Origin of the sequence: Pseudarthrobacter sp. L1SW, from assembly GCF_020809045.1 — a bacterium.
GTDB lineage: Bacteria > Actinomycetota > Actinomycetes > Actinomycetales > Micrococcaceae > Arthrobacter.
Map to the genome: position 1 here is coordinate 3,574,855 of NZ_CP078079.1, position 21,565 is coordinate 3,596,419.

19 protein-coding genes are annotated in these 21,565 nt (G+C 65.9%); 7 read left to right on the plus strand and 12 right to left on the minus strand.

The annotated features are described in order from the left end of the window. Positions 1–41: 41 nt before the first annotated feature. The 3 genes from KTR40_RS16575 to hisD are packed head-to-tail and all read right to left on the minus strand — an operon-like array spanning position 42 to position 3,162. Complete coding sequence (locus KTR40_RS16575; protein WP_228404426.1) at positions 42–1,007, minus strand: 3-hydroxyacyl-CoA dehydrogenase family protein; 966 nt, start codon at positions 1,005–1,007, stop codon at positions 42–44. Positions 1,008–1,059: 52 nt separating this feature from the next. Further along, on the minus strand, positions 1,060–1,806 hold the full coding sequence (locus KTR40_RS16580) for an SDR family NAD(P)-dependent oxidoreductase (protein ID WP_228404427.1): 747 nt from the start codon (positions 1,804–1,806) through the stop codon (positions 1,060–1,062). Positions 1,807–1,815: 9 nt separating this feature from the next. Further along, positions 1,816–3,162 (minus strand): histidinol dehydrogenase, encoded by a 1,347-nt coding sequence (gene hisD, locus KTR40_RS16585; RefSeq protein WP_139030600.1) that lies wholly within the window; start codon positions 3,160–3,162, stop codon positions 1,816–1,818. Positions 3,163–3,367: 205 nt separating this feature from the next. Here hisD and KTR40_RS16590 point away from each other — a divergent pair, with 205 nt between their 5' ends. The 4 genes from KTR40_RS16590 (at position 3,368) to KTR40_RS16605 (ending at position 8,252) form a co-directional block, all read left to right on the plus strand. Next, a complete protein-coding gene (locus tag KTR40_RS16590; protein ID WP_205677058.1) occupies positions 3,368–4,720 on the plus strand; it encodes an MFS transporter in 1,353 nt (450 codons plus the stop codon). Between the two features lie 142 nt (positions 4,721–4,862). Then, positions 4,863–5,852, plus strand: a complete 990-nt coding sequence (locus KTR40_RS16595) for a LacI family DNA-binding transcriptional regulator (RefSeq protein ID WP_228404428.1) — start codon at positions 4,863–4,865, stop codon at positions 5,850–5,852. An 11-nt stretch (positions 5,853–5,863) separates the two neighbouring features. Further along, entirely contained in the window at positions 5,864–6,850 is a 987-nt protein-coding gene (locus KTR40_RS16600) for an aldo/keto reductase (RefSeq protein WP_228404429.1), read from the plus strand. Positions 6,851–7,076: 226 nt separating this feature from the next. Continuing rightward, positions 7,077–8,252 carry a serine hydrolase gene (locus KTR40_RS16605; RefSeq protein ID WP_228404430.1) on the plus strand — a complete coding sequence of 392 codons (1,176 nt, stop codon included), beginning with the start codon at positions 7,077–7,079 and terminating at the stop codon, positions 8,250–8,252. Positions 8,253–8,273: 21 nt separating this feature from the next. Here KTR40_RS16605 and KTR40_RS16610 read toward each other — a convergent pair whose 3' ends face one another. Further along, complete coding sequence (locus KTR40_RS16610; protein ID WP_139030605.1) at positions 8,274–8,933, minus strand: metalloregulator ArsR/SmtB family transcription factor; 660 nt, start codon at positions 8,931–8,933, stop codon at positions 8,274–8,276. A gap of 88 nt (positions 8,934–9,021) precedes the next feature. On the opposite strand from KTR40_RS16610, the gene KTR40_RS16615 reads away from it, so the two are divergent. After that, positions 9,022–9,438 (plus strand): hypothetical protein, encoded by a 417-nt coding sequence (locus KTR40_RS16615; protein ID WP_228404431.1) that lies wholly within the window; start codon positions 9,022–9,024, stop codon positions 9,436–9,438. An 82-nt stretch (positions 9,439–9,520) separates the two neighbouring features. Further along, positions 9,521–10,039 carry a GNAT family N-acetyltransferase gene (locus tag KTR40_RS16620; RefSeq protein WP_228404432.1) on the plus strand — a complete coding sequence of 173 codons (519 nt, stop codon included), beginning with the start codon at positions 9,521–9,523 and terminating at the stop codon, positions 10,037–10,039. 30 nt (positions 10,040–10,069) lie between these two features. On the opposite strand, the gene KTR40_RS16625 is transcribed toward KTR40_RS16620, so the two are convergent. The 7 genes from KTR40_RS16625 to KTR40_RS16655 form a co-directional block, all read right to left on the minus strand. Continuing rightward, positions 10,070–10,522, minus strand: coding sequence for a hypothetical protein (locus KTR40_RS16625; protein WP_228404433.1), 453 nt, complete (start codon positions 10,520–10,522; stop codon positions 10,070–10,072). A gap of 14 nt (positions 10,523–10,536) precedes the next feature. Then, positions 10,537–11,280, minus strand: coding sequence for a hypothetical protein (locus tag KTR40_RS16630; protein ID WP_228404434.1), 744 nt, complete (start codon positions 11,278–11,280; stop codon positions 10,537–10,539). Between the two features lie 144 nt (positions 11,281–11,424). After that, the gene (locus KTR40_RS16635) at positions 11,425–12,675 is read right to left on the minus strand and encodes an MFS transporter (protein ID WP_228404435.1); all 1,251 of its coding nucleotides are present in this window, start codon (positions 12,673–12,675) and stop codon (positions 11,425–11,427) included. Positions 12,676–12,687: 12 nt separating this feature from the next. Then, on the minus strand, positions 12,688–13,593 hold the full coding sequence (narI, locus tag KTR40_RS16640) for a respiratory nitrate reductase subunit gamma (RefSeq protein ID WP_370633148.1): 906 nt from the start codon (positions 13,591–13,593) through the stop codon (positions 12,688–12,690). Position 13,594: 1 nt separating this feature from the next. Continuing rightward, the gene (gene narJ, locus KTR40_RS16645) at positions 13,595–14,215 is read right to left on the minus strand and encodes a nitrate reductase molybdenum cofactor assembly chaperone (RefSeq protein ID WP_228404436.1); all 621 of its coding nucleotides are present in this window, start codon (positions 14,213–14,215) and stop codon (positions 13,595–13,597) included. Continuing rightward, positions 14,212–15,906, minus strand: a complete 1,695-nt coding sequence (narH, locus tag KTR40_RS16650; RefSeq protein WP_228404437.1) for a nitrate reductase subunit beta — start codon at positions 15,904–15,906, stop codon at positions 14,212–14,214. The genes narJ and narH overlap by 4 nt, the downstream gene beginning before the upstream one ends. Further along, a complete protein-coding gene (locus KTR40_RS16655; protein WP_228404438.1) occupies positions 15,906–19,619 on the minus strand; it encodes a nitrate reductase subunit alpha in 3,714 nt (1,237 codons plus the stop codon). Before KTR40_RS16655 ends, narH begins: the two co-directional genes overlap by 1 nt. Before the next feature lie 159 nt (positions 19,620–19,778). Here KTR40_RS16655 and KTR40_RS16660 point away from each other — a divergent pair, with 159 nt between their 5' ends. Continuing rightward, positions 19,779–20,465, plus strand: coding sequence for a DNA alkylation repair protein (locus KTR40_RS16660; protein WP_228404439.1), 687 nt, complete (start codon positions 19,779–19,781; stop codon positions 20,463–20,465). A 6-nt stretch (positions 20,466–20,471) separates the two neighbouring features. Here the strand turns inward: KTR40_RS16660 and KTR40_RS16665 are convergent, their stop codons facing one another. Next, positions 20,472–21,386, minus strand: coding sequence for a LysR family transcriptional regulator (locus tag KTR40_RS16665; RefSeq protein WP_139030609.1), 915 nt, complete (start codon positions 21,384–21,386; stop codon positions 20,472–20,474). Between the last annotated feature and the right edge of the window lie 179 nt (positions 21,387–21,565).

The following is a 21,565-nucleotide window of genomic DNA, read 5'->3' on the forward strand; positions in this document are numbered from 1 at the left end:
CAGTTGCAGCCGGGCCTGACCTTCGTCGCAAGGGCCGTGGCCTACAGCCCCGGCGCCTGGCCAAGCTCCGCACGCAGCTGCGAAAGCCGGGCGTAGGCGTTGTCCCGGTACGCGAGGAGGGCATCCTTTTCGGCGGGATCGATGTCCAGGAAGCCGTGTCCGCTCTTGAGCCCGATGTTGCCTTCTCTAACGGTGGCGGCAAGGGCCTCCGGGGCGGCAAACCGTTCACCGTATGCCTTCTCAAGGGTGCGGTATGCGGATTCATACACGTCCAGCCCCGCCATGTCGCCGATGGCGAAGGGGCCGAACAGGGCCAGGCGGAATCCGAACGTGTTGCTCACCACCGCGTCGATCTGGTCCGGCGTAGCCACGCCCTCTTCAACAATCCGGGCAGCTTCCTTGTACAGGGCGAACTGAAGCCTGTTCGCCACGAACCCCGGAGTGTCCGCCACCCTGGCCGGTGTCTTGCCCAGGCTGCGGATGAGCTCCTCGGCGCGGGCGAGGACGGACGGGTCGGTGTCCTCGCCGGGGATGAGTTCGACGCCGGGGATGAACGGGGCGGGATTCATCCAGTGGACGCCCAGGAACCGCTCCGGGCCGGTCACGGACGCGGCCAGTTCACTGATGGGGATGGCGGAGGTGTTCGTTCCGATAATCGCGTGGGACGGCGCGGCGGCCGACACCCTCCGGAGGATCGCGGCTTTCAGGTCCGGCTTTTCCGGGACTGCTTCAGCGATGTAGTCCGCAGCCGCGACGGCTTCCTCGATGCTTGCGGCCGCCACGAGGTTCCCCTCGATGGTTTTCGCGGCGCCCTCGGGCAGGAGCCTCTGGGCCTCAAATCCCTTGGCCTGCTGCACAAGCCGCACGCGGGCACCTTCTGCTGTTTCGCCGTCGACGTCTCCCAGCATGACTTTGTAGCCGTGCAGGGCCAGCACCTGGGCAATTCCGCCGCCCATGTATCCGGACCCGACGACGGCGGCGGTTGAAATGGTGTCTTTGATGGTCATGAACGTGCTCCTCGGAAATGCTTTCTGGGGCGGCGGAACGCAGGGCGGGCCGTCAGCGGATGGTGTAGCCGCCGTCGATGGCCAAAGTGTGTCCCGTGATCAGTGAAGCGGCATCGCTGAGGAGGAACGCCACAGCCCCGGCGATGTCCTCCGGTTCGCCGAAGCGGCCGATGGGGATCCTGGACAACAGCTCGGCGGCCCAGTCGGGGCGGCTGAGGGTTGAAGCGGTCAATTCCGTGCGTACGAAGGTGGGTGCCACCGCGTTGACGCGGATTCCGGACCGGGCCCATTCCAGGGCCAGGATCTTGGTGAGGTGGATCAGGCCGGCCTTGCTGGTGCCATAGGCGGCGCGTTCCTCGATTCCGACGATTCCTGCCTGCGATGCGACATTGACGACCGCCCCCTGCGTTCCGGCCTTTATCCACTGCCGGGCCAGCGCGGTGGTCAGGAAAAAGCTGCCTTTGAGATTGGTGTCAAAGACGGTGTCCCAGTCTTCCACCGTCAGTTCGAGCGCCGGTTTGGGCACGTTGACGCCGGCGTTGTTGACGAGCAGGTCGATGCCGCCGCTTTCCTGCATCAAGTCATCGGCGAATTGCAGTATTTGGGTGGGTTCCGTGATGTCAACGGGAAAGGCAGGGGTCCCGTAGCGTTCGGTGATGAGGCGTGCGCTTTCGGCATCCCGGCTGGTTCCGTAGACAGTCGCGCCGGACTCGGCAAGGCCATCGGCGATGGCCTTGCCGAGTCCGCGGGCTGCTCCGGTGACCAGTGCTTTCTTGCCGTCCAGGCGGAAGTCAGGCACCGGTTATTCCTAGTTGTCGAAGGTGTGGTCCGACCAGGGCAGGGTGGTGCCGCGGTACTTCGCCGCACGGACGTCGCCGGACCGCGCATGCCCTTCGAACCGTTCCACGCGGGAAGCGCGTCCGCAGAGCTCGCCGAAGAAGGCGCTGGATTCGGTGTTGGTCACTTCCTGGTAGGTGACGGTGCGCAGGTACTTGCCGACCCAGAGGCCGCCCGTGTAGCGCGCCGCGCCGCGGGTGGGCAGCACATGGTTGGTGCCGATGACCTTGTCTCCATAGGAGACGCAGGTTCCTTCGCCCAGGAACAGTGCACCGTAGTCGTGCATCTTCTCCAGCGCTTCACGAGGGTTCTCGGTGAGGATCTGTACGTGCTCGTAGGCGTACTCGTCCGCCAGGACATAGGCGTCGTCGAGGGTTTCAACAACGTGGACTGCGCCCCAGTCGCGCCATGCCGCACCTGCGTAGTCCCGCGTGGGCATGTCCACCAGGATTGTGTCGATGTGCTCGATGACCTTCCGGCCCAGTTCTTCGCTGGTGGTGATCAGGACTGCGGGTGAATCGGGGCCGTGTTCCGCCTGGGAGAGCAGGTCGACGGCGACGATGAACGGGTCTGCGTGCTCGTCGGCAACAATCAGGACTTCGGTGGGCCCGGCGAAGAGGTCGATGCCCACTTCACCGAAGAGCTGGCGCTTGGCTTCTGCGACGAAGGCGTTGCCCGGTCCGGCCAGCATGTTGACCGGCTTGATGGTCTCGGTTCCGATCGCGAGGGCCGCGACAGCCTGGATGCCGCCGAGGAGGTAGATCTCGTCGGCGCCGGCCAGGTACATGGCGGCGACAGTGGCGTCCGGGACTTCGCCCTGGATCAGAGGGGTGCAGGCAGCCACGCGTTCGACGCCGGCAACCTTGGCAGTGACGATGGTCATGTGCGCGCTTGCCAGCAGCGGGTACTTTCCGCCGGGAATGTAGGCACCGGCAGCCTGGATGGGTACGTTCTTCTGGCCGAGGAACACGCCCGGGAGGGTTTCGATTTCGAAGTCGCTGAGCGACTCGAGCTGCTTCTGCGCCATGACCCGGACCTGTTCCTGGACAAACTTGATGTCCTCGATGGTCTGCTCGGGAACGCGGGCCACGATTTCCTCCAGCTGCTCCTTGGTGAGCAGGAAGGACTCCGGGGCGTACTTGTCGAACTTCTCGGAGTATTCGCGAACTGCCGCGTCGCCGCGTTCCCGGATGTCCGCGATAACGCCTTCCACTGTGGCGCGGACCTCGGGGGTGCTGCCGCGGTTAACGCTGTTCTGGGCCGGCTCTTTCAACAACACGGAGTTCACGGCCGAGCTGGTTGCTGTTGTAACGGTCATGAGCAATACCTTCCATCTTCATCGATGGGCGACTTATGGAGCGCCCCGGACCAGGCCAGCTGGCCTGCATGTTGAAAGAGTGTATACGTATACATTTTTCTCCGCAAGACGTTGTATCTGGCAAATGTTTACGTATACACTCCTTGTCACGAGGTAGCTGATGTGGCTGCCGTCACTGTCCGGTCGAAGACAAAGGAGTCTCATAGTGAGCACCCCCACGACAACCGCAGCGCCACCCGTTATTGATCCGAAGATGCGCCGCAAGGCCCTGGTTTCATCAGTCCTGGGCAGCTGCATCGAGTGGTACGACTTTTACGTTTACGGCGTCGCCGCCGCCATCATCCTGAACAGCCAGTTCTTCCCCAACGCGAGCCCCTTCGTGGGCATCCTGCTCTCCTTCAGCACCTACGCCATCGGCTTCGCTGCCCGCCCCATCGGCGGCTTCGTTTTCGCCCACTATGGTGACCGCCTGGGCCGGAAAAAGATGCTCATGATGACCCTGGGCCTGATGGGCGGCGGCACCTTCCTCATTGGCTGCCTGCCCAACTTCGCCACCATCGGCATCGCCGCACCGATCCTGCTGGTGCTCCTGCGGATCGTCCAGGGCATCGGCGTCGGAGGCGAATGGGGCGGAGCGGCGCTCATGGCCACCGAATTCGCTCCGGCGAAGCGCCGGGGCTTCTTTGGCTCCTGGCCGCAGATCGGCGTGCCCGCAGGAACCCTGCTGGCCAACGGAGCCTTCTACGTCATGGGTTACCTGATCTCACCGGAGGCCTTTACGGCGTGGGGATGGCGCATCCCGTTCCTCGTATCGATCCTGCTGGTAGTGCTCTCCTTCTACATCCGCAGCAAGGTGGACGAATCCCCCGCGTTTGAGGAAATCAAGCGCAAGGGCGAGATCGAGAAGATGCCGGTGGTCAAGGTCATCAAGACCCGGCCGCTGACCATCCTCAAGGTCATCATGATGCGCTTCGCCGAAAACGCGAACTACTACATCTACACAACCTTCCTGCTCGCCTACGGTCCCGCGGTTCTGCTGGAAAAGAACACCATCCTGCTGGCAACCATGATCATGGCCGGCCTGGGCGTCTTCTCCATCCCGTTCTGGGGCTGGGTGTCAGACCGCTGGGGCCGCCGCTACACGGTCATCGCCGGCGCCGTCACGATGCTCCTCATGGCGTTCCCCTTCTTCTGGGCCGTCCAGACCGGTGACTTCTTTATGGTCCTGCTCGTCCTGATCCTGACCTGCAACGTGGGCCGCGACCTCTGCTACTCCGTGGAACCGGCCTACTTCACCGAACTCTTCGAGCCCAAGCTCCGCTACTCGGGGGCATCAGTCGGCCCGCAGGTGGCAGCCGTCTTCGCCGGCGGATTCGCTCCGCTGATCGCCACCGCGCTGATCGGTCCGGAGTTCGACCGCTACTGGCTGGTCGCCCTGTACATGATTGTCACGTCGATCATCACCATTATTGGCGCTCTCTGGTCACCTGAAACCGCGCCCCAGGTGCGGCTCCGGAAGGGGCTCAGCCCAGAGCACGATCCCACAACAACCCGCTAGCCACTTGCACCCAGCACCCTCCGGCACCCGGCACCGAGCCGGATGCCGGAGGGTACCGGCAGCCGTGATTGGCTAGTCTGAAAGCCCGCACAATGGCGGAAACCCGCATTAAGGCCGCCAAGAAGGAAAGAGGACGGATCAGATGGTGACGAGCCGCGACGTCGCAGAACTGGCCGGGGTCTCGCAGGCCACCGTCTCCCGGGTCATGTCCTCGTCCCCGAAACTCTCCGCTGCCACCAAGGCCCGCGTGCAGGCGGCCATGGAAACCCTGGGCTACGTCCCCCACGCGGGGGCCCAGGCCATGAAAACCAGGCGCACCAACACCATCGGTGTTGTGGTTGCAGACCTGAACAACCCCTTCTACTCGGAGGCCCTCGACGAGCTCACCCGCGAACTCGATACGTCCGGCTTCAGGGTGGTCATCTGGAACGCCGGCGGCGGCAGCCACAAGGATGCCCTGAAGGCCATCAGGGAACACGCCGTGGACGGCGTCATCTTCACAACCGCCACCGAGGACTCAATCGAGCTGCAGGCGGCCATCGAAAAGAACAGCCCCATCGTCCTGATCAACCGGGTGGTGGAAGGCCTTGACTGCGACCAGGTCACCAGCAGCAACACCGACGGCGGCGCCGCGGTGGCCGACTACCTGCTGGCCCACGGCAAAACACGGGTGGCTTTCATCGGCGGACCGGAAAACGCGAGCACCACCCGTGACCGTGGCCGGGGCTTCTTGAACAGGATGGCCGACCAGGGGCAGGCTGTACCCGAACACCTCCGCTTCAACGGCCAGTTTTCCCACGACATCGCGGCACAAATCATGAACAGGCTGCTCTCACGGTCCGACCGTCCCCAGGCCGTGTTTTGCGCCAACGACCTCATGGCCTTCGGCGCCCTGGACGCCCTGCGCGCCCAGCAGATGACGGCGGAGCACTGCTGGGTCATCGGCTACGACGACGTCGACATGGCGGCCTGGGATTCCTTCAGCCTCACCACGGTCCGCCAGCCAAGCCGGGAGATGGCGCGCATTGGGGCCCGAATGCTGGTCGAACGGATTCTCACCCCCGGCCAGCCAACACGTCAGGTAGTTTTTCCCTGCGAACTGATTGTCCGCGGAAGCGCACGGCAACTTTGAGGACCAGTGCAATGAACCACGACGACGGGCAGTTACGGGATCAGCTTGGCCGCCTTGGCTTTGGGGGCACCGGTGTAGGAAACCTGTACCGGGCCATCCCCGACGGGCAGGCGGCTGCAACAATCCAGGCAGCCTGGGATGCCGGCATCCGCTACTTCGATACGGCACCCCACTATGGGCTCGGCCTGTCCGAACGGCGCATCGGTGAAGTCCTCGCCGCCAAACCGCGCCAGGAATTCGTCCTCTCCACCAAAGTAGGCAGGGTCCTGGTGCCTTCACCGGCAACAACGGACACAAAGGATCCGGAGGGCTTCCACGTGCCGGCTGACTTCCGCCGTGAATGGGATCCGTCCGAAGCAGGAGTGCGCCGCAGCATCGAGGATTCCCTGGAACGGCTGGGCCTCGACTACATCGACATCGCCTACCTGCACGACCCCGACGTCTACAGCATGGACGACGCCGTGGAGTCGGCCCTTCCCGCCTTGGAGAAGGTCCGGACCGAAGGCCTGGTGCGGGCCATCGGCGTCGGCACCAACACCGCGGGCGCGGCGCTCCAGTGCGTCGAAGCAGCGGACCTGGACTTCCTCATGCTGGCAGGCAGGTTCACCATGCTGGAACAGCCGGGCTCGGACGGGCGTCCCGGCGCAGGACTGCTGGACCGCTGCCTCGAGCTGGGCACCGGGGTGGTGAGCGTCGGCGTCTACAACTCCGGCATCCTCGCGAAACCCGAACTGCCAGCGGATGCGCACTACAACTATGCACAGGCCAGCGAGGAAGTCCTGGAACGGGCCCGGATGCTGGCAGGCACCTGTAAGGAGCACGGCGTCGAGCTTCCCACCGCCGCCATCCAGTACCCCTTCCGCCATCCCGCCGTCGTCAATGTCACCGTCAGGGCCAGCAGGCCCGAGCAGATCAGCCAGAGCGCAGGACGCATGGCCGCCAAGGTCCCGGAAGAACTGTGGCAGGACCTGCGGGAACGGGGACTGATCAGGGTATGAGGTTCTCGGCCCTGTAACGGCCCAAACTTTTCGTAATCCGGGACGCTCGGAGCCTGCGGCTGGTCCCCTTGCCACAAGCCACGGCATCGGGTGAATATTCCTCGACCCGCTGCCACGCCGCTTCTAGACTTAAAGCGCTGGGACTACGGCGCCGGGGGGGCCCTTGACCGGGGGCGGCGCGGCGGCGGCCCGTCCCTTAGACCCTGGCATCCCATCAGGCGGCGTCATGCGAACGTCCTCCAGGTCCTTTCTCGGTGCAGTGGCCGCGGCCGCGCTGGCGCTCGGGGCGTGCACTTACTCGGAACCGGCTCCCGCGCCGGCCTCCTTTGGCACCGCTCCCCCGCCCACCAGGTCCATCGACAACACCATGCGCGCATTCGTGGACCAGGGCTCCGTGGCCGTGGTGGCGGAAGTCCGGTGGCCGGGAGGGACGTGGTCCCGTGCCTACGGCGTCCGCAACCTGGAGTCCAAAGTGGCCGCGACGCCGGATGACCAGGTTTTCGTCGCCAGCATCACCAAGTCCATGACCGCCGTCTCCGTGATGAAACTCGTGGAAGACGGCCTGATCGGCCTGGACGATCCCGTCAACGGAATACTGGACAGCTTCGCCACGGTCCTGAAACCGCCCGCCCCCATCACTGTCCGCCAACTTCTGGGCCACACCTCGGGCATGCGCTCCTTTGAAGAAGTCACCGAGAAAACGGCCGACGACGTCCTGCAGGTTATTGAGGAAGACATCAGTCCCCAGCGGGGACTTGAGCTGACCGGGCAGCTGCCCTGGGACACGCGGGACGTGGGCTCTTTCCGGTATTCCAACTCAAACTACCTGGCGCTTGGCCAGCTCGTGGAGAAGCTGCGGGGACGGCCGTTTGCGGAGGTCCTGCGTGGGGACGTCATCGACCCGCTGAAACTGGAGCGCACCACCCTTGATCCGGCCGCAGCTGCCGGTGCCGCCGTGATCCGCAGCTACATTACCTACCGTGGTGAACGCCTGGACGTGACGGAAGCGCCCGGAGCACTTGGGTCGGCCGCCTCCGGAGCAATGTCCACGATGTCCGACGTCAATGACTTCTACGGCGCCTTGTTCCGCGGAGAGCTCCTTGCCAAGGAATCCGTGGAGGAGATGACCCGGGCCGAGGCCATCCCCCTGTACGGACTGGGGCTGCGGAGGTGGAACCAGCACTGCGACGGCGTTCACCGGTTCGGCGGCACGGGCGGGTACTGGACCTACCGAACGGCCTCCGTCGCAAGCCTCGACGGCCAGTACCAGGCCACCATGACCCTTGTCCCGCCCCCGATGCCTACCGCCCTCGAGGATGCCAAAACTGACGACAAATTGAACCTCTGGGATGACCAGATGGCGTCCGCCCTGCAGGAGACCCTGGACCGCCTCTGCCCATAGGCTGCTGCCGAACAATGCTCGTCAGGGAGTGATCCTGGCGCAGCACTGCCCCGGGCTGCTGTTGGCCGCCACCCGTTCCTCCGGCTCGCCGCAGCCGGCAGCCGCCCCGCTGAGGAAGGCCCCGTTCATGGCACAGACGACGGCGGGGTGCCCCTCCGAGAGGCGGTGGAAGGGGCAGTTGGGCAGCGAAAAGCCGCCGCTGCCATCCGCGCGCGGGCCGTAGCCGAGGGCGACAAGAAAGTCCTCAAAACCACCGCTGTCCTGGGCCAGCGCCTTGCCCCTGGCGTAGGCGGTGGCCAGGAGGGCATCACGCACCGGCTGGTTGGCGTCCGCGGCAACCTCAATGGCCGTTGCCATGAGTTCCCCGGCGAGGTCGTAGTTCCGGTCCGGCACGGAAGCGCCCACTTCACGGGCAGCCGCACGGTACAGCTTCGAGGGGCGCCCCGACCCCGGCCCGGACCTTTCCGCCGGCTTGTGGAACTCCACGGCCAACAGCCCGTCCGCCACCAGCCTGTCCAGATGGAATGACACCGTGCTCCGGGGAAGGCCTGTCGCTTCGGCAGCCTGGTCCCGGTTCATCGCGCCAGGGGCAGACAGCACAAGCTCGTACAGCTGCCGGCGCTTCTCGTCCCCCAGGGAAGCAAGTGCCGCCAGCCGGCGCGCCCACGGAAGCCTGGTCATGCTGCTACCTCTTTCTAAAACAATGTCTCTTGTTTAAATCTACGGCACTTTCTAAAATAACAGAACCTACTTTTAGAAGGAGCTCATCATGACAACAAAAGCAGCCCACACGCCGGCGCAGGCCAAGGACCGGCCGGGGGAACACCAGGCCTTCCTGCTGCTCCGTACGGTCTTCACGGTTGCGCCCATCGTTTTTGGGCTGGACAAGTTCTTCAACCTGCTCGTCGACTGGACGATGTACCTCGCCCCGGTGGCCACGTCCGTCGTGCCGCTGCCCGCCCGGACCATCATGTACGTGGTGGGGGTGGTCGAGGTGATCGCCGGCATTGCCGTGGCTGTGCGGCCGCGGTTCGGCTCACTGCTTGTGGCCGTCTGGCTTCTCGGCATCATCATTAACCTCCTGGTCCTCGGCGGCTTCTACGATGTGGCGCTGAGGGACTTCGGGCTCCTCGTCGGCGCACTGGCCCTGAACCGGCTCTCCCCGGGGACAGGCATCTTCAGGTGACCCTGCAGGGGTGACACGGGTGGGCCTTCAGGCCCGCCCGCGCAGGAACCCGTGGCTCGGAACCTTCGAATACGATCGTGTGATGGCCACCCTGACCACTCCCGACGTACGTTTCCACTCCTCCTGGCTGGATGCGGCCGCCGAATTCGACGGAGCCCGCCAGGACGGTGCGGGTGCAGACGGCTGGCCGCTGGAGGAACTCAAGGATCCGCAGTTTTTCGGCCGCTTCGTCGATTGGCTCGTGAAGGACGCCCTCCCGGAGAGCCCGCGGAAGCCCGGGTACGTCCCCTGCAGCTATTTGTGGATCATTGAGGGCGAGACGTTCCTTGGCTCGCTGGCCATCCGGCACGAACTGACCGACTTCCTCCTCAACGAGGGCGGGCACATCGGCTACAGCGTCCGGCCCTCCGCGCGGCGCCGCGGCCATGCAGCCAGGGCGCTGGCTGAAGCCCTGCCGATAGCCCGGGAACTGGGAATCCAAAGAGTCCTCCTCACCTGCGATGAGGACAACGCAGGCTCCCGTGCCACCATCGAAAGAAACGGCGGCATCTACCAGGACACCCGCAACGGCAAGCGCCGCTACTGGATCGACACCGCGTAGCCAGCCCCCAAGGCTGGAGCAGCCGCGGGTCTAGAGGACTTGCCGCCAGCCGCTTCGGGAATGAACGTCCTCCCGCGCCGCTTCCACGAACTCTTCAACCTCAACCCGGCAGTGTTCCCCCTGCTCATTCAAGCTTTTGCGGTTTTCGAGTTTCTTCAGGGCAGTGATGTGTGTGAGAACTTCGTGGCCCAGATCCCCGATGGCCTTCTTACTGGACAGCAGGCGTACACCGTAGTAGGCCGACCAAGCCGCGCCGCGGGCGCGGTGAACATCGTCGTCCTCAGTCCTGGCGTCAACGCCGTGGCCCTCGAACCATTCATCCATCACCGTCCGCCGGTACTCCATGGCAGCTTCCGCGAAGCTCTTGTAGGCATCAATTCGGGCCTCATGGAGCCGCATTTCGGCGGCACTCTTCCGGTTAAGGGCGTATGCCAGGATCGCGCCGAGCAGAGCCCCAAGAAGGCCGATAATTGCAGCATCCATCGAACCAGCCCTTCCTACCCCGCCGGCCGCAGCGACGTAATCATCCGCTTGATGTCCCGGTACTCCTGTGTCCCCGCGTACAGCTTCGCCTTCTCCAGGTACGGCAGAGAGGCATCCCCGGGAGTCCGGTTCAGCTCGGGGTTGTAGAACGCCCCGAACGTGGCGGCATTGGGCGGCCAGGTGAAGAAGTGGAACATGTAGCAGGCTGAATCCCCTTCGGGATGCGGCGCGGACGTGATGCCGTAGGCCGCTGCAGGGGTGTCCGGCGGGCCCGCGGCGGCGCTGTTGCCGCGGGTTTCAAACGTGTAGCGCGGCACGGTGCCGTACTGCGCCAGCTGCGGCATCTCCTGCGATTCCAGCACCGAATAGGCGTACTTTTCGGTGCAGGTGGAGCCGGTGGCCATGTTGGTGCGCAGCGTCGCCAGCAGCCGGCCATCCTCGCTGGTCACCTCCGCGAATGCCCCGCCGCCCTCCGCCAGCTCCCCCGCCGGGTCCTTGATGTTCCACGTGGACGGAAGGTCGAAGGACAGGTCACCGGCCGCCGTGGTGTACGTGGTCCAGGAGGCCGACGGCGGCGACGTAACGGCAGCGCTGCCGGTCGCGCTTGGGGAGGGTGCCGCCGTCGTCGTTTCCGTGGGTGTCGCCGTGGCGGAAGCGCCCGACGGCGTAGCTTGCGGCGGGGCGGCCGGCCCACCGCACGCAGTGAGCAGCGAAGCTGAAAGAAGTACTGCCGCGCCGGGCCACACTGACCGCCGCATGTCCGCCTCCTTGAGGGCCGTTTGTGATCCCTTAATTGTCCGGCCGCCCCGCGGCCCGGGACCTGTTAGTCAACCGATTGGAGCCAAACCGTTGCCCTCATAACGAAACCGCTCCCGGCCGGCCCGGCCACGCGCCGTCGAACGTCACGTCCCCTTCAGCGCGCCCTGCCGTGCAGGCTGTTTAGGTGATCGGATGGCCACGATGGTGAACACGAACGCCACTGCTGCCGTGACCACCAGCAGCATGAGGCCGATGAAGTAGCTGTTGTCCGCGGCGTTGTAGGTGGCGCCCATGACCAGCGGCGGGAAGTAGCCGCCCATTCCGCCCGCTGCGCTGACGATGCCGCTGATGCTGCCCACCTTGCCGGCCGGCGCGAGCCTGCCTACCCAGGCGAACACGCCGCCGGTGCCCAGGCCCAGGGCTGCCGCCATGGCCACGAAGGTCAGGCCGGCGGGAATCTCGCCGTCGGGCCGGAGGTTCACGATGAAGGCCAGGACCGCAATGCCGGCCAGGGACGCCAGCACCACTGGCTTTGACCCGATCTTGTCCGCGACCACACCGCCGATGGGCCGGAACAGGACGGCGGCCAGGGCAAACCCCGCCGTGCGGGTACCGGCGGCCGTGGGATCGAACTGGTAGATGTCCCGGAGGTAGGTGGGCAGATACGTGGCGAAGGAAACGAACCCGCCAAAAACAAGGGCGTAGAGGAAACAGAGTTTCCAGGTGACGGCCAGACCGGCGGCGTCCTTGAGCTTGGGGATGACGGGGGCGGTGTTCGCGTGCCAGTCCGGGGACTCTTTCAGGTTGAACCAGATCAGCGCCCCCATAACTACCAGCAGTCCGGCTATCAGCAGGTGCGTGGGCAGGTAGCCGATCCAGTTCACCAGCCGCGGGGTCAGGAAGGCCGCCAGCGCCGTCCCGCCCATCCCGGCCCCAAAGACGCCGGTGGCAAAGCCGCGCCGCGACGGCTCATACCAGGCGGAGACAAAGGGGATTCCGACGGCGAATACCGTCCCTGCGATGCCCAGCAGCAGGCCCGCGCCCAGCACCACGGCGTACGAGCCGAGGCTGCCGCCAAGGGCCACCAGCAGCACCGGCGGCACAGTGCCCAGCAGCACGAACGTGAACATGGTCCGCCCGCCGAACCGGTCCGTCATGGCCCCCACAACGATCCTGCCGAGTGATCCAACAAAGATCGGCATGGCCACCAGCACCGCGGTGGCCGTGGAATTCAAACCCATTTCCTGCGTGTAGCGGGCGCCCAGCGGCGCCACGATGTTCCACGCCCAGAACGCCATCACCGAGGCGCTGGTGGCCAGGGCAAGGTTCTTTCCCTTGCCGGAATGGGAGGTTTCAGCAGGTGGGACGGGGTTAGTGGCGGCAGATTCGGCCATTCTATTTTCCTCTCACCGGTTCCGGGTGTCCCGGTCCTGGGTCCCGACGGCGGACCAGCCCCGTCTGCCGGCGGGGGCGTTGGGATTCTGCGCGGCATTGGCATTGGACTTCCTGCCTGTCCGCCCGCCCGGGCGGCCGGACGCCGTGATCCTGTCCCGCGAGCGGTACACAATGTACGGCCGGAACAGGTAGTGGAACGGGGCGGTGAAGGCGTGCACCAGGCGCGTGAAGGGCCAGATGATGAACAGGGCCATCCCCACCAGCGTGTGCAAGTGGAAGGAGAACGGCGCGGCCGCCATGGCCGCGATGTCCGGCTGGAAGATGAACAGCGAACGGAACCAGGGCGCCACGGTTTCGCGGTAATTGTGCCCGTGCTCGCCCTCGAACACGCTGGCCAGCGTGGTCCACAGACCGAACACGATGGCGGCCGTCAGCACCACGTACATTGCTTTGTCGTTCCGGGTGGTGGCCATGAACACCGGCCCGGTGGTGCGGCGCCGGTAGATCAGCAGGATGATGCCGCCCAGGGTCCCCACGCCCGCGATCCCGCCCACAAACAGGGCGTTGAAATGATAAAAGTCCTGGCTCATCCCCACCGCTTCCGTCCAGGACTTCGGGATCACCAGCCCGAAAAAGTGCCCGGCGATCACGGCCAGCAGGCCGAAATGGAACAGCGGCGAGGCAATCCGCAGCAGCTTCGACTCGTACAGCTGGGAGGACCTGGTGGTCCACCCGAACTGGTCGTACTTGTACCGCCAGGCCAGCCCGCCCACCAGGACCACCACCATGACGTAGGGCAGGACGCCCCACAGCACCATGTCCAGGGCGGAAAGTTCGACGGCGGCACCGGGCTGTGTTTCAAAGGGCAGCGTTTCAGAAGCCAGCGTTTCAGAAGCCAGCGTTTCAAGGGTCACCATGTCAGGCCCCCTTCACGGGCAGCAGGCGCGGATCGTAGGGGTCAAGGCCCACAGCTTCGGTGGGCGGCCCGTAGCCCGCCATCCGCATCACGGCCTGTTCATCGGCCGGTGATTTTCCGGGCAGCGTGGCGCAGATGGCCTGCAGGATCCGGGCGTGCGGCAGGTTGTCCTTGAGCAGGCCGAACTTCAGCATCTCCAGGCTGGGCCGGTACTGGATGAGCAGCTCCCGCCCGGCCTCAAAGTCCACCAGCGCCGTGTATTCCAGCACCATGGGCAGGTAGTCCGGCAGTTCCCCCTGGGTGTCCACCAAAATGTCGCTTTGCCGGTACGCCTTCTTGAAGCTGCCCAGGACCTCACCCCGGCGCCGCGTGTCCCCGTCCGTCCAATAGCTGAGGTGCAGGGCGTGCCGCCGGCTGAGGTCGAACTCACGCACGTAGTGCGCCTGGCTCTCCATCAGCGGCGTGGCCTCGAGCGCGTCCAGCACCTCCCGGAAATGTTCGACGACGCCGGGGAACTCCGCGAGCGCGGCGCGCATGAGCGGGACCTTGGCCAGCAGGTCCTCGTCCGGGTAGGACAGGCACCACGCGCCGGCCATGTACACCACCTGGTCCCGGCGGCTCACGGCTGGTCCTCCGCCGCGGCCAAGGTTCCCGGTTCTGGCCCCTTGTCCGGGAAGAGACCGGGCGGCGCCCCGCGGCCGTCCCAGTTCAGGAGGTTCACCCGGCCGCGCAGGCCCGGTCCGGACGCGATCTCGTCCGTCGTCTGCCGGTCCTTGAGGGCGTTGAAGGTGTCCACGGCAACCGGGACGGGCCTCCCGCTGGCCTCGCCAAAGGGTGAGGAACCCTGCATGCCCGGGCCGCCGTCGAAATCCAGCGAGCAGCCCATCTCCTCCAGGTCGTGGGCCTGCTCCACGTGAGCCTTGGGGATAACGTACCGCTCGTCGTACTTGGCGATGGCCATCAGCCGGTACATCTCGTACATGGTTTGCCCGTCCATGCCCACGGACTCAGGGATGGACTCATCCGGATCGTTGCCCAGGCTGATGCCGCGCATAAAGGAGCGCATGGCCGCCAGCTTGCGCAGCACCGCGGTGACCCGGCCCGTATCCCCCGCCGTGAACAGCTCCGCCAGGTACTCCACCGGGATGCGCAGCGCGTCAATGGCGCCGAACAGGTTGCCGTGGTCCTCGCCGTCGTGCCCCTGGTCCCGCAGCAGGTCCACCACCGGGGACAGCGGCGGCACGTACCAGACCATCGGCATGGTGCGGTACTCCGGGTGCAGCGGCAGAGCCACCTTGTACACCTTGGCGAGTGCGTACACCGGCGAGCGCCGCGCGGCGTCGATCCAGTCCTCCGGGATGTTTTGTGCCCTGGCCTCTGCCTGGACGGCGGGATCATTCGGGTCCAGCAGCACGTCCATCTGGGCGTCGTAGAGTTCCTGCGGATCGGTGACGGACGCCGCGGCGGTGACGGCATCGGCGTCGTACAAAAACAGCCCCAGGTACCGCAGCCTGCCCACGCACGTCTCCGAGCACACGGTGGGAATCCCCACCTCCACCCGCGGGTAGCAGAACGTGCACTTCTCCGCCTTGCCGGTCTTGTGGTTGAAGTAGATCTTCTTGTACGGGCAGCCGGTGACACACTGCCGCCAGCCGCGGCACTTGTCCTGGTCCACCAGCACAATCCCGTCCTCCACCCGCTTGTAGATGGCGCCGGACGGGCAGGACGCCATGCAGGACGGGTTCAGGCAGTGCTCGCAGATCCGCGGCAGGTAGAACATAAACGTCTGCTCGTACGCGAACTTGATCTTGTCCTCGGACTCCCGCCTGACCTTCTCCACCAGCGGGTCCAGGTGGCCGTGCTCCGCGGAGCCGCCCAGGTTGTCATCCCAGTTGGCGGACCAGGTGACCTTGGTGTCCTCCCCGGTAATCAGCGACTTGGGCCGCGCCACCGGAAAGTCGTCGCCCAGGGGCGCGTCCACCAGGGTCTTGTAGTCGTACGTCCACGGCTCGTAGTAGTCCTTGAGCTCAGGCTGGACCGGGCTGGCGAACAGCCCGAACATCTTCTTCACCCGGCCGCCGGCCTTAAGCACCAGCTTGCCCCGCTTGTTCAGGTCCCAGCCGCCGCGCCACGTGTCCTGGTCCTCGTACCGACGCGGGTACCCCTGCCCCGGGCGGGTCTCCACGTTGTTGAACCATACGTACTCGGTGCCCGCCCGGTTGGTCCACGCCTGCTTGCAGGTGACCGAACACGTGTGGCAGCCGATGCACTTGTCCAGGTTCATCACCATGCCCATCTGGGCCATGACACGCATCAGTACTGAACCTCCTGTGAACGGCGGCGGACCGTGGCCACCATGTCGCGCTGGTTTCCGGTGGGGCCCAGGTAGTTGAACGCGTAGGCCAGCTGGGCGTAGCCGCCGATCAGGTGCGAGGGCTTCACCAGCAGCCGGGTGACCGAATTGTGGATGCCGCCGCGCCTTCCGGTGGCCTCCGACTTCGGCACGTCAATGGTGCGCTCCTGCGCGTGGTGGACGTACACCGCCCCGGCCGGCATCCGGTGGCTGACAATGGCCCGGGCCACCAGGACGCCGTTGATGTTCAGGCATTCCACCCAGTCGTTGTCCCTGACCTGGATGGAGTCCGCGTCCGCCGGGCTCATCCACACCGTGGGCCCGCCCCGGGAGAGGGAGAGCATCAGCAGGTTGTCCTGGTACTCGGAGTGGATGGACCACTTGGAGTGCGGCGTGAGGTAGCGGACCACCACCTCGAGCTGCCCGTTTTGCCCGAGTTTGGGTTCGCCGAAGAGGCGGTGCATGTCCAGCGGCGGCCGGTAGATGGGGAGTGCTTCGCCGATGTCCGTGATCCAGTCGTGGTCCAGGAAGAAGTGCATCCGGCCGGTCAGCGTGTGGAAGGGCTTGAGCCGCTCAATGTTGATGGTGAACGGGGCGTAGCGGCGGCCGCCGGTCTCTGAGCCGGACCATTCCGGCGACGTGATCACCGGGACGGGGGCCGCCTGGGTCTGGGCGAAGGTGATGAACTTTTCCTCGGAGCCCTCGGACAGGTCCGCCAGTTTCCTGCCCGTGCGGACCTCCAGGTCCTTGAAGCCCTGGACGGACAGCATGCCGTTGGTGGTGCCGGAGAAGGCCAGGATGGCCTCCGCCATCTTCGCGTCGGTGTCCATGGCGGGGCGGCCGTCCGCGGCACCGCCGAGCATCACGCCGTTGGAGTGGCTGAGCCGGTTGAGCGGCCCTTCCAGTTTGTAGGTGACGTTCTTGACGGTGAAGCCGAGCTTGTCCGCGAGGGGCCCGACGGCGGCGAGCTTGTCCGCGATGGCCGTATAGTCCCGCTCCACCACGGAGAAGACGGGCATGTTCTGCCCGGGGACAGCGGGAATGTCCGGCTCCCGCCAGTCCCGGACGATCCCGCCGGGCTGGGCCAGCTGGCCGGGGGTGTCATGCTGCAGCGGCACACTGACCAGGTCGCGGCGGACGCCCAGATGGGTCTTGGCGAGCCGGGAGAACTCGCGGGCCAGCAGGTGGAAGGTGTCGAAGTCTGTCTTGGTTTCCCAGGGCGGGTCGATGGCCGGGGTGAACGCGTGGACGAACGGGTGCATGTCCGTGGAGGAGAGGTCGTGCTTCTCGTACCAGGTGGCGGCAGGGAAGACGACGTCGGACAGCAGGGTGGTGGAGGTCATCCGGAAGTCGGCGGAGACCAGGAGGTCGAGCTTCCCTTCCGGCGCCTTCGCGTGCCACTTCACGTCCGTTGGTTTGAGTCCCTCGGCGTGGTCCTGGCCCAGGACGTTGTTGTGGGTGCCCAGCAGGTTCCGCAGGAAGTACTCGTTGCCCTTCGCGGATGAGCCGAACAGGTTGGAGCGCCATAGCACCAGGGTGCGCGGCCAGTTCTCCGGGGCGTCCACGTCCTCGATGGCCGGGTTCAGGGTGCGGTTCTTCAGGGCGTCCGCTATGTACGTGGGTGTGTCCTTGGCGGTTCCGGCGGCGACGGCGGCCTCCGCCTCGTCCGCGAGGTCCAGCGGGTTGCGGTCGAACTGCGGGTAGAACGGCATCCAGCCCAGCCGCGCGGACTGGGCGATGGCGTCGGCGGTGTGCAAACCGTCCAGGGCGCCGGTGGACAGGGGGGACTTCAGGGCGTCCGCCGAGTAGCCGTCCTGCCGCCACTGGTCCGTGTGCATGTACCAGTACCCGGTGCCGATCATGGTGCGCGGCGGCCGGGACCAGTCCAGGGCATTGGCCAGGGACACCCAGCCGGTGACCGGACGGGTCTTTTCCTGCCCCACATAGTGCGCCCACCCGCCGCCGTTCCGGCCCATGCAGCCGGTCAGCATCACGAGTGCCAGGATGGCGCGGTAGGTGGTGTCGCCATGGAACCACTGGCAGATGCCCGCGCCCATGATGATCATGGACCGGCCCTTGGACTGCTCCGCGTTCCGGGCGAATTCGCGGGCCACCCGGATGCAGGCCTGCGCCGGAACGGAGGTGATCTCCTCCTGCCAGGCCGGCGTGTAGGGGGTCGCGGCGTCGTCGTAGCCGGCGGCCCAGTCACCCGGGAGCCCCTCGCGGCCCACCCCGTACTGGGCGAGCATGAGGTCGAACACGGTGGTGGCCAACTGGCCCTCCACCTGGATCACGGGCACGCCGCGCCGGAGCACGCTGCCGGCGCCGTCCGCCTGCTCGAAGCACGGCAGCAGGATCTCGGCGCTCTCCCCCGAGACCTCGCGCAGGGACAGCGCGGGTTCGATCCCCTCCAGGTCAAGGTTCCACTTGCCCTCGCCGCTGCCGGAGTAGCGGAACCCCATGGAGCCGTTCGGGACGGCCGGACGGCCGGCCTTCTTGTCGAACAGGACAGTGCGGAACGCAGCGTCCTCAGCCCCGGACTCCGCCGGGATGTCACGCGCCGTAAGGAATTTCGACGGCGTCAACGCGCCGTCGTCGCGCCTTTCCAGCCTGACCAGGAACGGCAGGTCCGTGTACTGCTTCACGTAGTCCGTGAAGAACGGCACCTGGCGGTCCACGAGGAATTCCTTGAGCATCACGTGGCCCATGGCCATGGCCAGCGCGGCGTCGGTGCCGGCCTGCGCCGGCAGCCATTCGTCGGCGAACTTGGTGTTGTCCGCGTAGTCCGGGCTGACGGTGACCACCTTGGTGCCCCGGTACCGCACCTCTGCCATCCAGTGCGCGTCCGGAGTGCGGGTGACGGGGACGTTGGAGCCCCACATCATGAGGTAGCGGGCGTCCCACCAGTCTCCGGATTCGGGAACATCGGTCTGGTCGCCGAACACCTGGGGGCTGGCCACGGGGAGGTCCGCGTACCAATCGTAGAAGGAGGTCATCACCCCGCCGATGAGCTGGATGAAACGCGTACCCACGGCGTGGGAAACCATGGACATCGCCGGGATGGGCGAGAAGCCGGCGCAGCGGTCGGGGCCGTAGGTCTTGATGGTGTTGACGTGGGCGGCGGCGGCGATTTCGATGGCCTCCTGCCAGGAAACCCGCACCAGGCCGCCCTTGCCACGGGCCTGCTGGTAGCGGCGGCGCTTTTCCGGGTCGGCAGCAATCTCGGCGAATGCCAGCACCGGGTCACCCAGCCGGGCCTTCGCCTCGCGGTACATCTCCACCAGGACGCCGCGGGCGTAGGGGAAGCGGACGCGGGTGGGCGAGTAGGTGTACCAGGAAAAGGCCGCCCCGCGGGGGCAGCCTCTTGGTTCGTATTCAGGACTGTCGGGGCCTACGGAAGGGTAGTCGGTCTGCTGCGACTCCCAGGTGATGATGCCGTCCTTGACGTACACCTTCCAGGAGCAGGAGCCGGTGCAGTTCACGCCGTGGGTGGAGCGGACCACCTTGTCGTGGCTCCACCTGTCGCGGTAGAAGATGTCCCCCTTGCGGCCGCCCTCCCTGAAGACTGCCCTGCCGTCGTCGGTCTGGTCCCACTTCGTGAAGAACCTGCCCAGCTTCAGCATTGCATCCGACGCTGCTCCGTCCACCCCCGCGACAAAACGCTCCTCAGCCATGCTGCCACCGTAGGGTGCGGTGCGGGCGGGCCAGTAGGGTCTTTGGACGGGTTGCGGTTACCTGGAGGCAGGCCTAGGCTCTGGCTGCCTGCCGCGTGCCTGCGCCGGAGCGCTTCCCGCCGTAGGCTGGGTTCCGCACACGATGGACAGGAGGCCGCGGTGGCTGAGACGACGTTGACCGGGGCGGGCGTGGCGGAGCTGATGGCCGAACTGGCAGGGCTCCAGGACCCGAGGGCGCGTGAGGTGAACCAGAGGCACGGCGATGACCACGGCGTGAACCTCAGCAAACTGCGTGCCATCGCCAAGCGGCTCAAGACCCAAGAGGAACTTGCCCGTGACCTCTGGGCCACCGGCGATACCGCGGCGAGGCTGCTGGCGCTCCTGGTCTGCCGGCCAAAGGCGTTCGGGCGGGGCGAACTGGATGCCATGCTGCGGGAGGCGCGGGCGCCCAAGTTGCAGGACTGGCTGGTGAACTACGTGGTGAAGAAGAACCCGCACGCCGAGGAGCTGCGGGTGGCCTGGCTGGCCGATCCGGATCCGGTGGTGGCAAGTGCCGGCTGGGCTTTGACGAGCGAGCGCGTGGTGAGGGCGCCTGACGGCCTGGACCTTGAGGGGTTGCTGGACGTGATCGAGGCGGAGATGAAGGACGCCCCGGACCGGCTGCAGTGGGCCATGAACACCTGCCTGGCGCAGATCGGTATTGAGCATGCCGGGCAGCGTGGCCGGGCACTGGAGATCGGCGAGCGCCTGCAGGTGCTCAGGGACTACCCCACGTCCCCGGGCTGCACCTCACCGTACGCGCCCACGTGGATCAACGAGATGGTGCGCCGGCAGGCCGGTAAGTAGGGGCCGTCACCGGAAGTCGGCCGTTGATTCCTTGGCCACCTCCAGGAGTGTGGTCTGGAAGGCTATCTCGGCGGCGGCCCGCACCCTGTCGTGCCGGTGCGCGAGCAGGACCCGCCGGGAGGGTGCGGTGGCGCCAAGGGAGACGATGCTGACACCCGGGTGTTTATTGACGACGGCGGTTCGAGGGGCCAAAGCGATGCCCAGCCCCACGCTGACCATGGCCTGGGCTTCCTGGTAGTCGTTGGCGTGGAAGGCGATCCGGGGCGTGAAACCGGCTGCACGGGCGCTGCGTTGGAGCACCTCCACCACCGGGTGCGCTTCCTCGCGGACAATCCATTCCTCATCGGCAAGGTCGGCCATGTCCACCTGCTTGCGCCGGGCCAGCCGGTGGTCCTTTCCCACAACGAGGGCGGTTGCGTCCTCGAACACCGTGGTGAGGGCAAAGTCCTCCGTGTTGATCCTGCTCCATTCGTAGTCCCAGAGCAGGGACATGCCCACCTGCCCGTTCTCCAGCATTTCAACCAAATCTTCAAAACGGCTGCTGCGCACGTGGAGCTCGATGGCGGGGTACTGGCGCTTGAACTTGCTGATCACCAATGGCAGGAACGAGCCTCCCAGTGTGGGGAAGGTTCCCATGGTGAGGCTGCCCCTGTTCAGTCCGGCGATTTCGGCGAGGTCAGCTTCCGCGGCAGCCATCTGCCGCAGGATGCGGCGTGTGTGCGCCGCCAGGACGTGGCCGGCATCCGTTGGCACCATTCCGCGGGTCTGCCGCTGGAGAAGCGGCTGGCCGATCTCCGATTCCAGCCGTCGCAGCTGCTGGGACACACCGGACGGCGAGTACACGTGCTTCTCTGCTGCCGCCGTGATGGATCCCAGTTCCACCACGTCCAGCAGCAGTTCCAGCCTTCGAACGTTCAGCATTGGCGCGTTCCCCTTTGAAGTGTTTCTTACATCCCTTGAAGAATTCTAACCCGGACCTTCATCCAAGGCCTTAGCGCGGGACCGTTTGACAGCACGCGGCAGGCACACGGGTTGTGAAGACACAGGAAACGTCCCTCAGTCCGGGTAGTGATTGAAGTAAAACTGCAGCATGGTGCAGA

What these genes read in the sequence shown, in the direction of transcription:
- KTR40_RS16600 (WP_228404429.1), top strand. Translation starts at nt 5,864, where the DNA reads ATGAACCACGACGACGGGCAGTTACGGGATCAGCTTGGCCGCCTTGGC.
- KTR40_RS16605 (WP_228404430.1), top strand. Translation starts at nt 7,077, where the DNA reads ATGCGAACGTCCTCCAGGTCCTTTCTCGGTGCAGTGGCCGCGGCCGCG.
- narI (WP_370633148.1), bottom strand. Translation starts at nt 13,593, where the DNA reads ATGGTGACCCTTGAAACGCTGGCTTCTGAAACGCTGGCTTCTGAAACG.
- KTR40_RS16575 (WP_228404426.1), bottom strand. Translation starts at nt 1,007, where the DNA reads ATGACCATCAAAGACACCATTTCAACCGCCGCCGTCGTCGGGTCCGGA.
- KTR40_RS16655 (WP_228404438.1), bottom strand. Translation starts at nt 19,619, where the DNA reads ATGGCTGAGGAGCGTTTTGTCGCGGGGGTGGACGGAGCAGCGTCGGAT.
- KTR40_RS16620 (WP_228404432.1), top strand. Translation starts at nt 9,521, where the DNA reads ATGGCCACCCTGACCACTCCCGACGTACGTTTCCACTCCTCCTGGCTG.
- KTR40_RS16615 (WP_228404431.1), top strand. Translation starts at nt 9,022, where the DNA reads ATGACAACAAAAGCAGCCCACACGCCGGCGCAGGCCAAGGACCGGCCG.
- KTR40_RS16630 (WP_228404434.1), bottom strand. Translation starts at nt 11,280, where the DNA reads ATGCGGCGGTCAGTGTGGCCCGGCGCGGCAGTACTTCTTTCAGCTTCG.
- KTR40_RS16665 (WP_139030609.1), bottom strand. Translation starts at nt 21,386, where the DNA reads ATGCTGAACGTTCGAAGGCTGGAACTGCTGCTGGACGTGGTGGAACTG.
- KTR40_RS16595 (WP_228404428.1), top strand. Translation starts at nt 4,863, where the DNA reads ATGGTGACGAGCCGCGACGTCGCAGAACTGGCCGGGGTCTCGCAGGCC.
- KTR40_RS16625 (WP_228404433.1), bottom strand. Translation starts at nt 10,522, where the DNA reads ATGGATGCTGCAATTATCGGCCTTCTTGGGGCTCTGCTCGGCGCGATC.
- hisD (WP_139030600.1), bottom strand. Translation starts at nt 3,162, where the DNA reads ATGACCGTTACAACAGCAACCAGCTCGGCCGTGAACTCCGTGTTGTTG.
- KTR40_RS16635 (WP_228404435.1), bottom strand. Translation starts at nt 12,675, where the DNA reads ATGGCCGAATCTGCCGCCACTAACCCCGTCCCACCTGCTGAAACCTCC.
- narH (WP_228404437.1), bottom strand. Translation starts at nt 15,906, where the DNA reads ATGCGTGTCATGGCCCAGATGGGCATGGTGATGAACCTGGACAAGTGC.
- KTR40_RS16610 (WP_139030605.1), bottom strand. Translation starts at nt 8,933, where the DNA reads ATGACCAGGCTTCCGTGGGCGCGCCGGCTGGCGGCACTTGCTTCCCTG.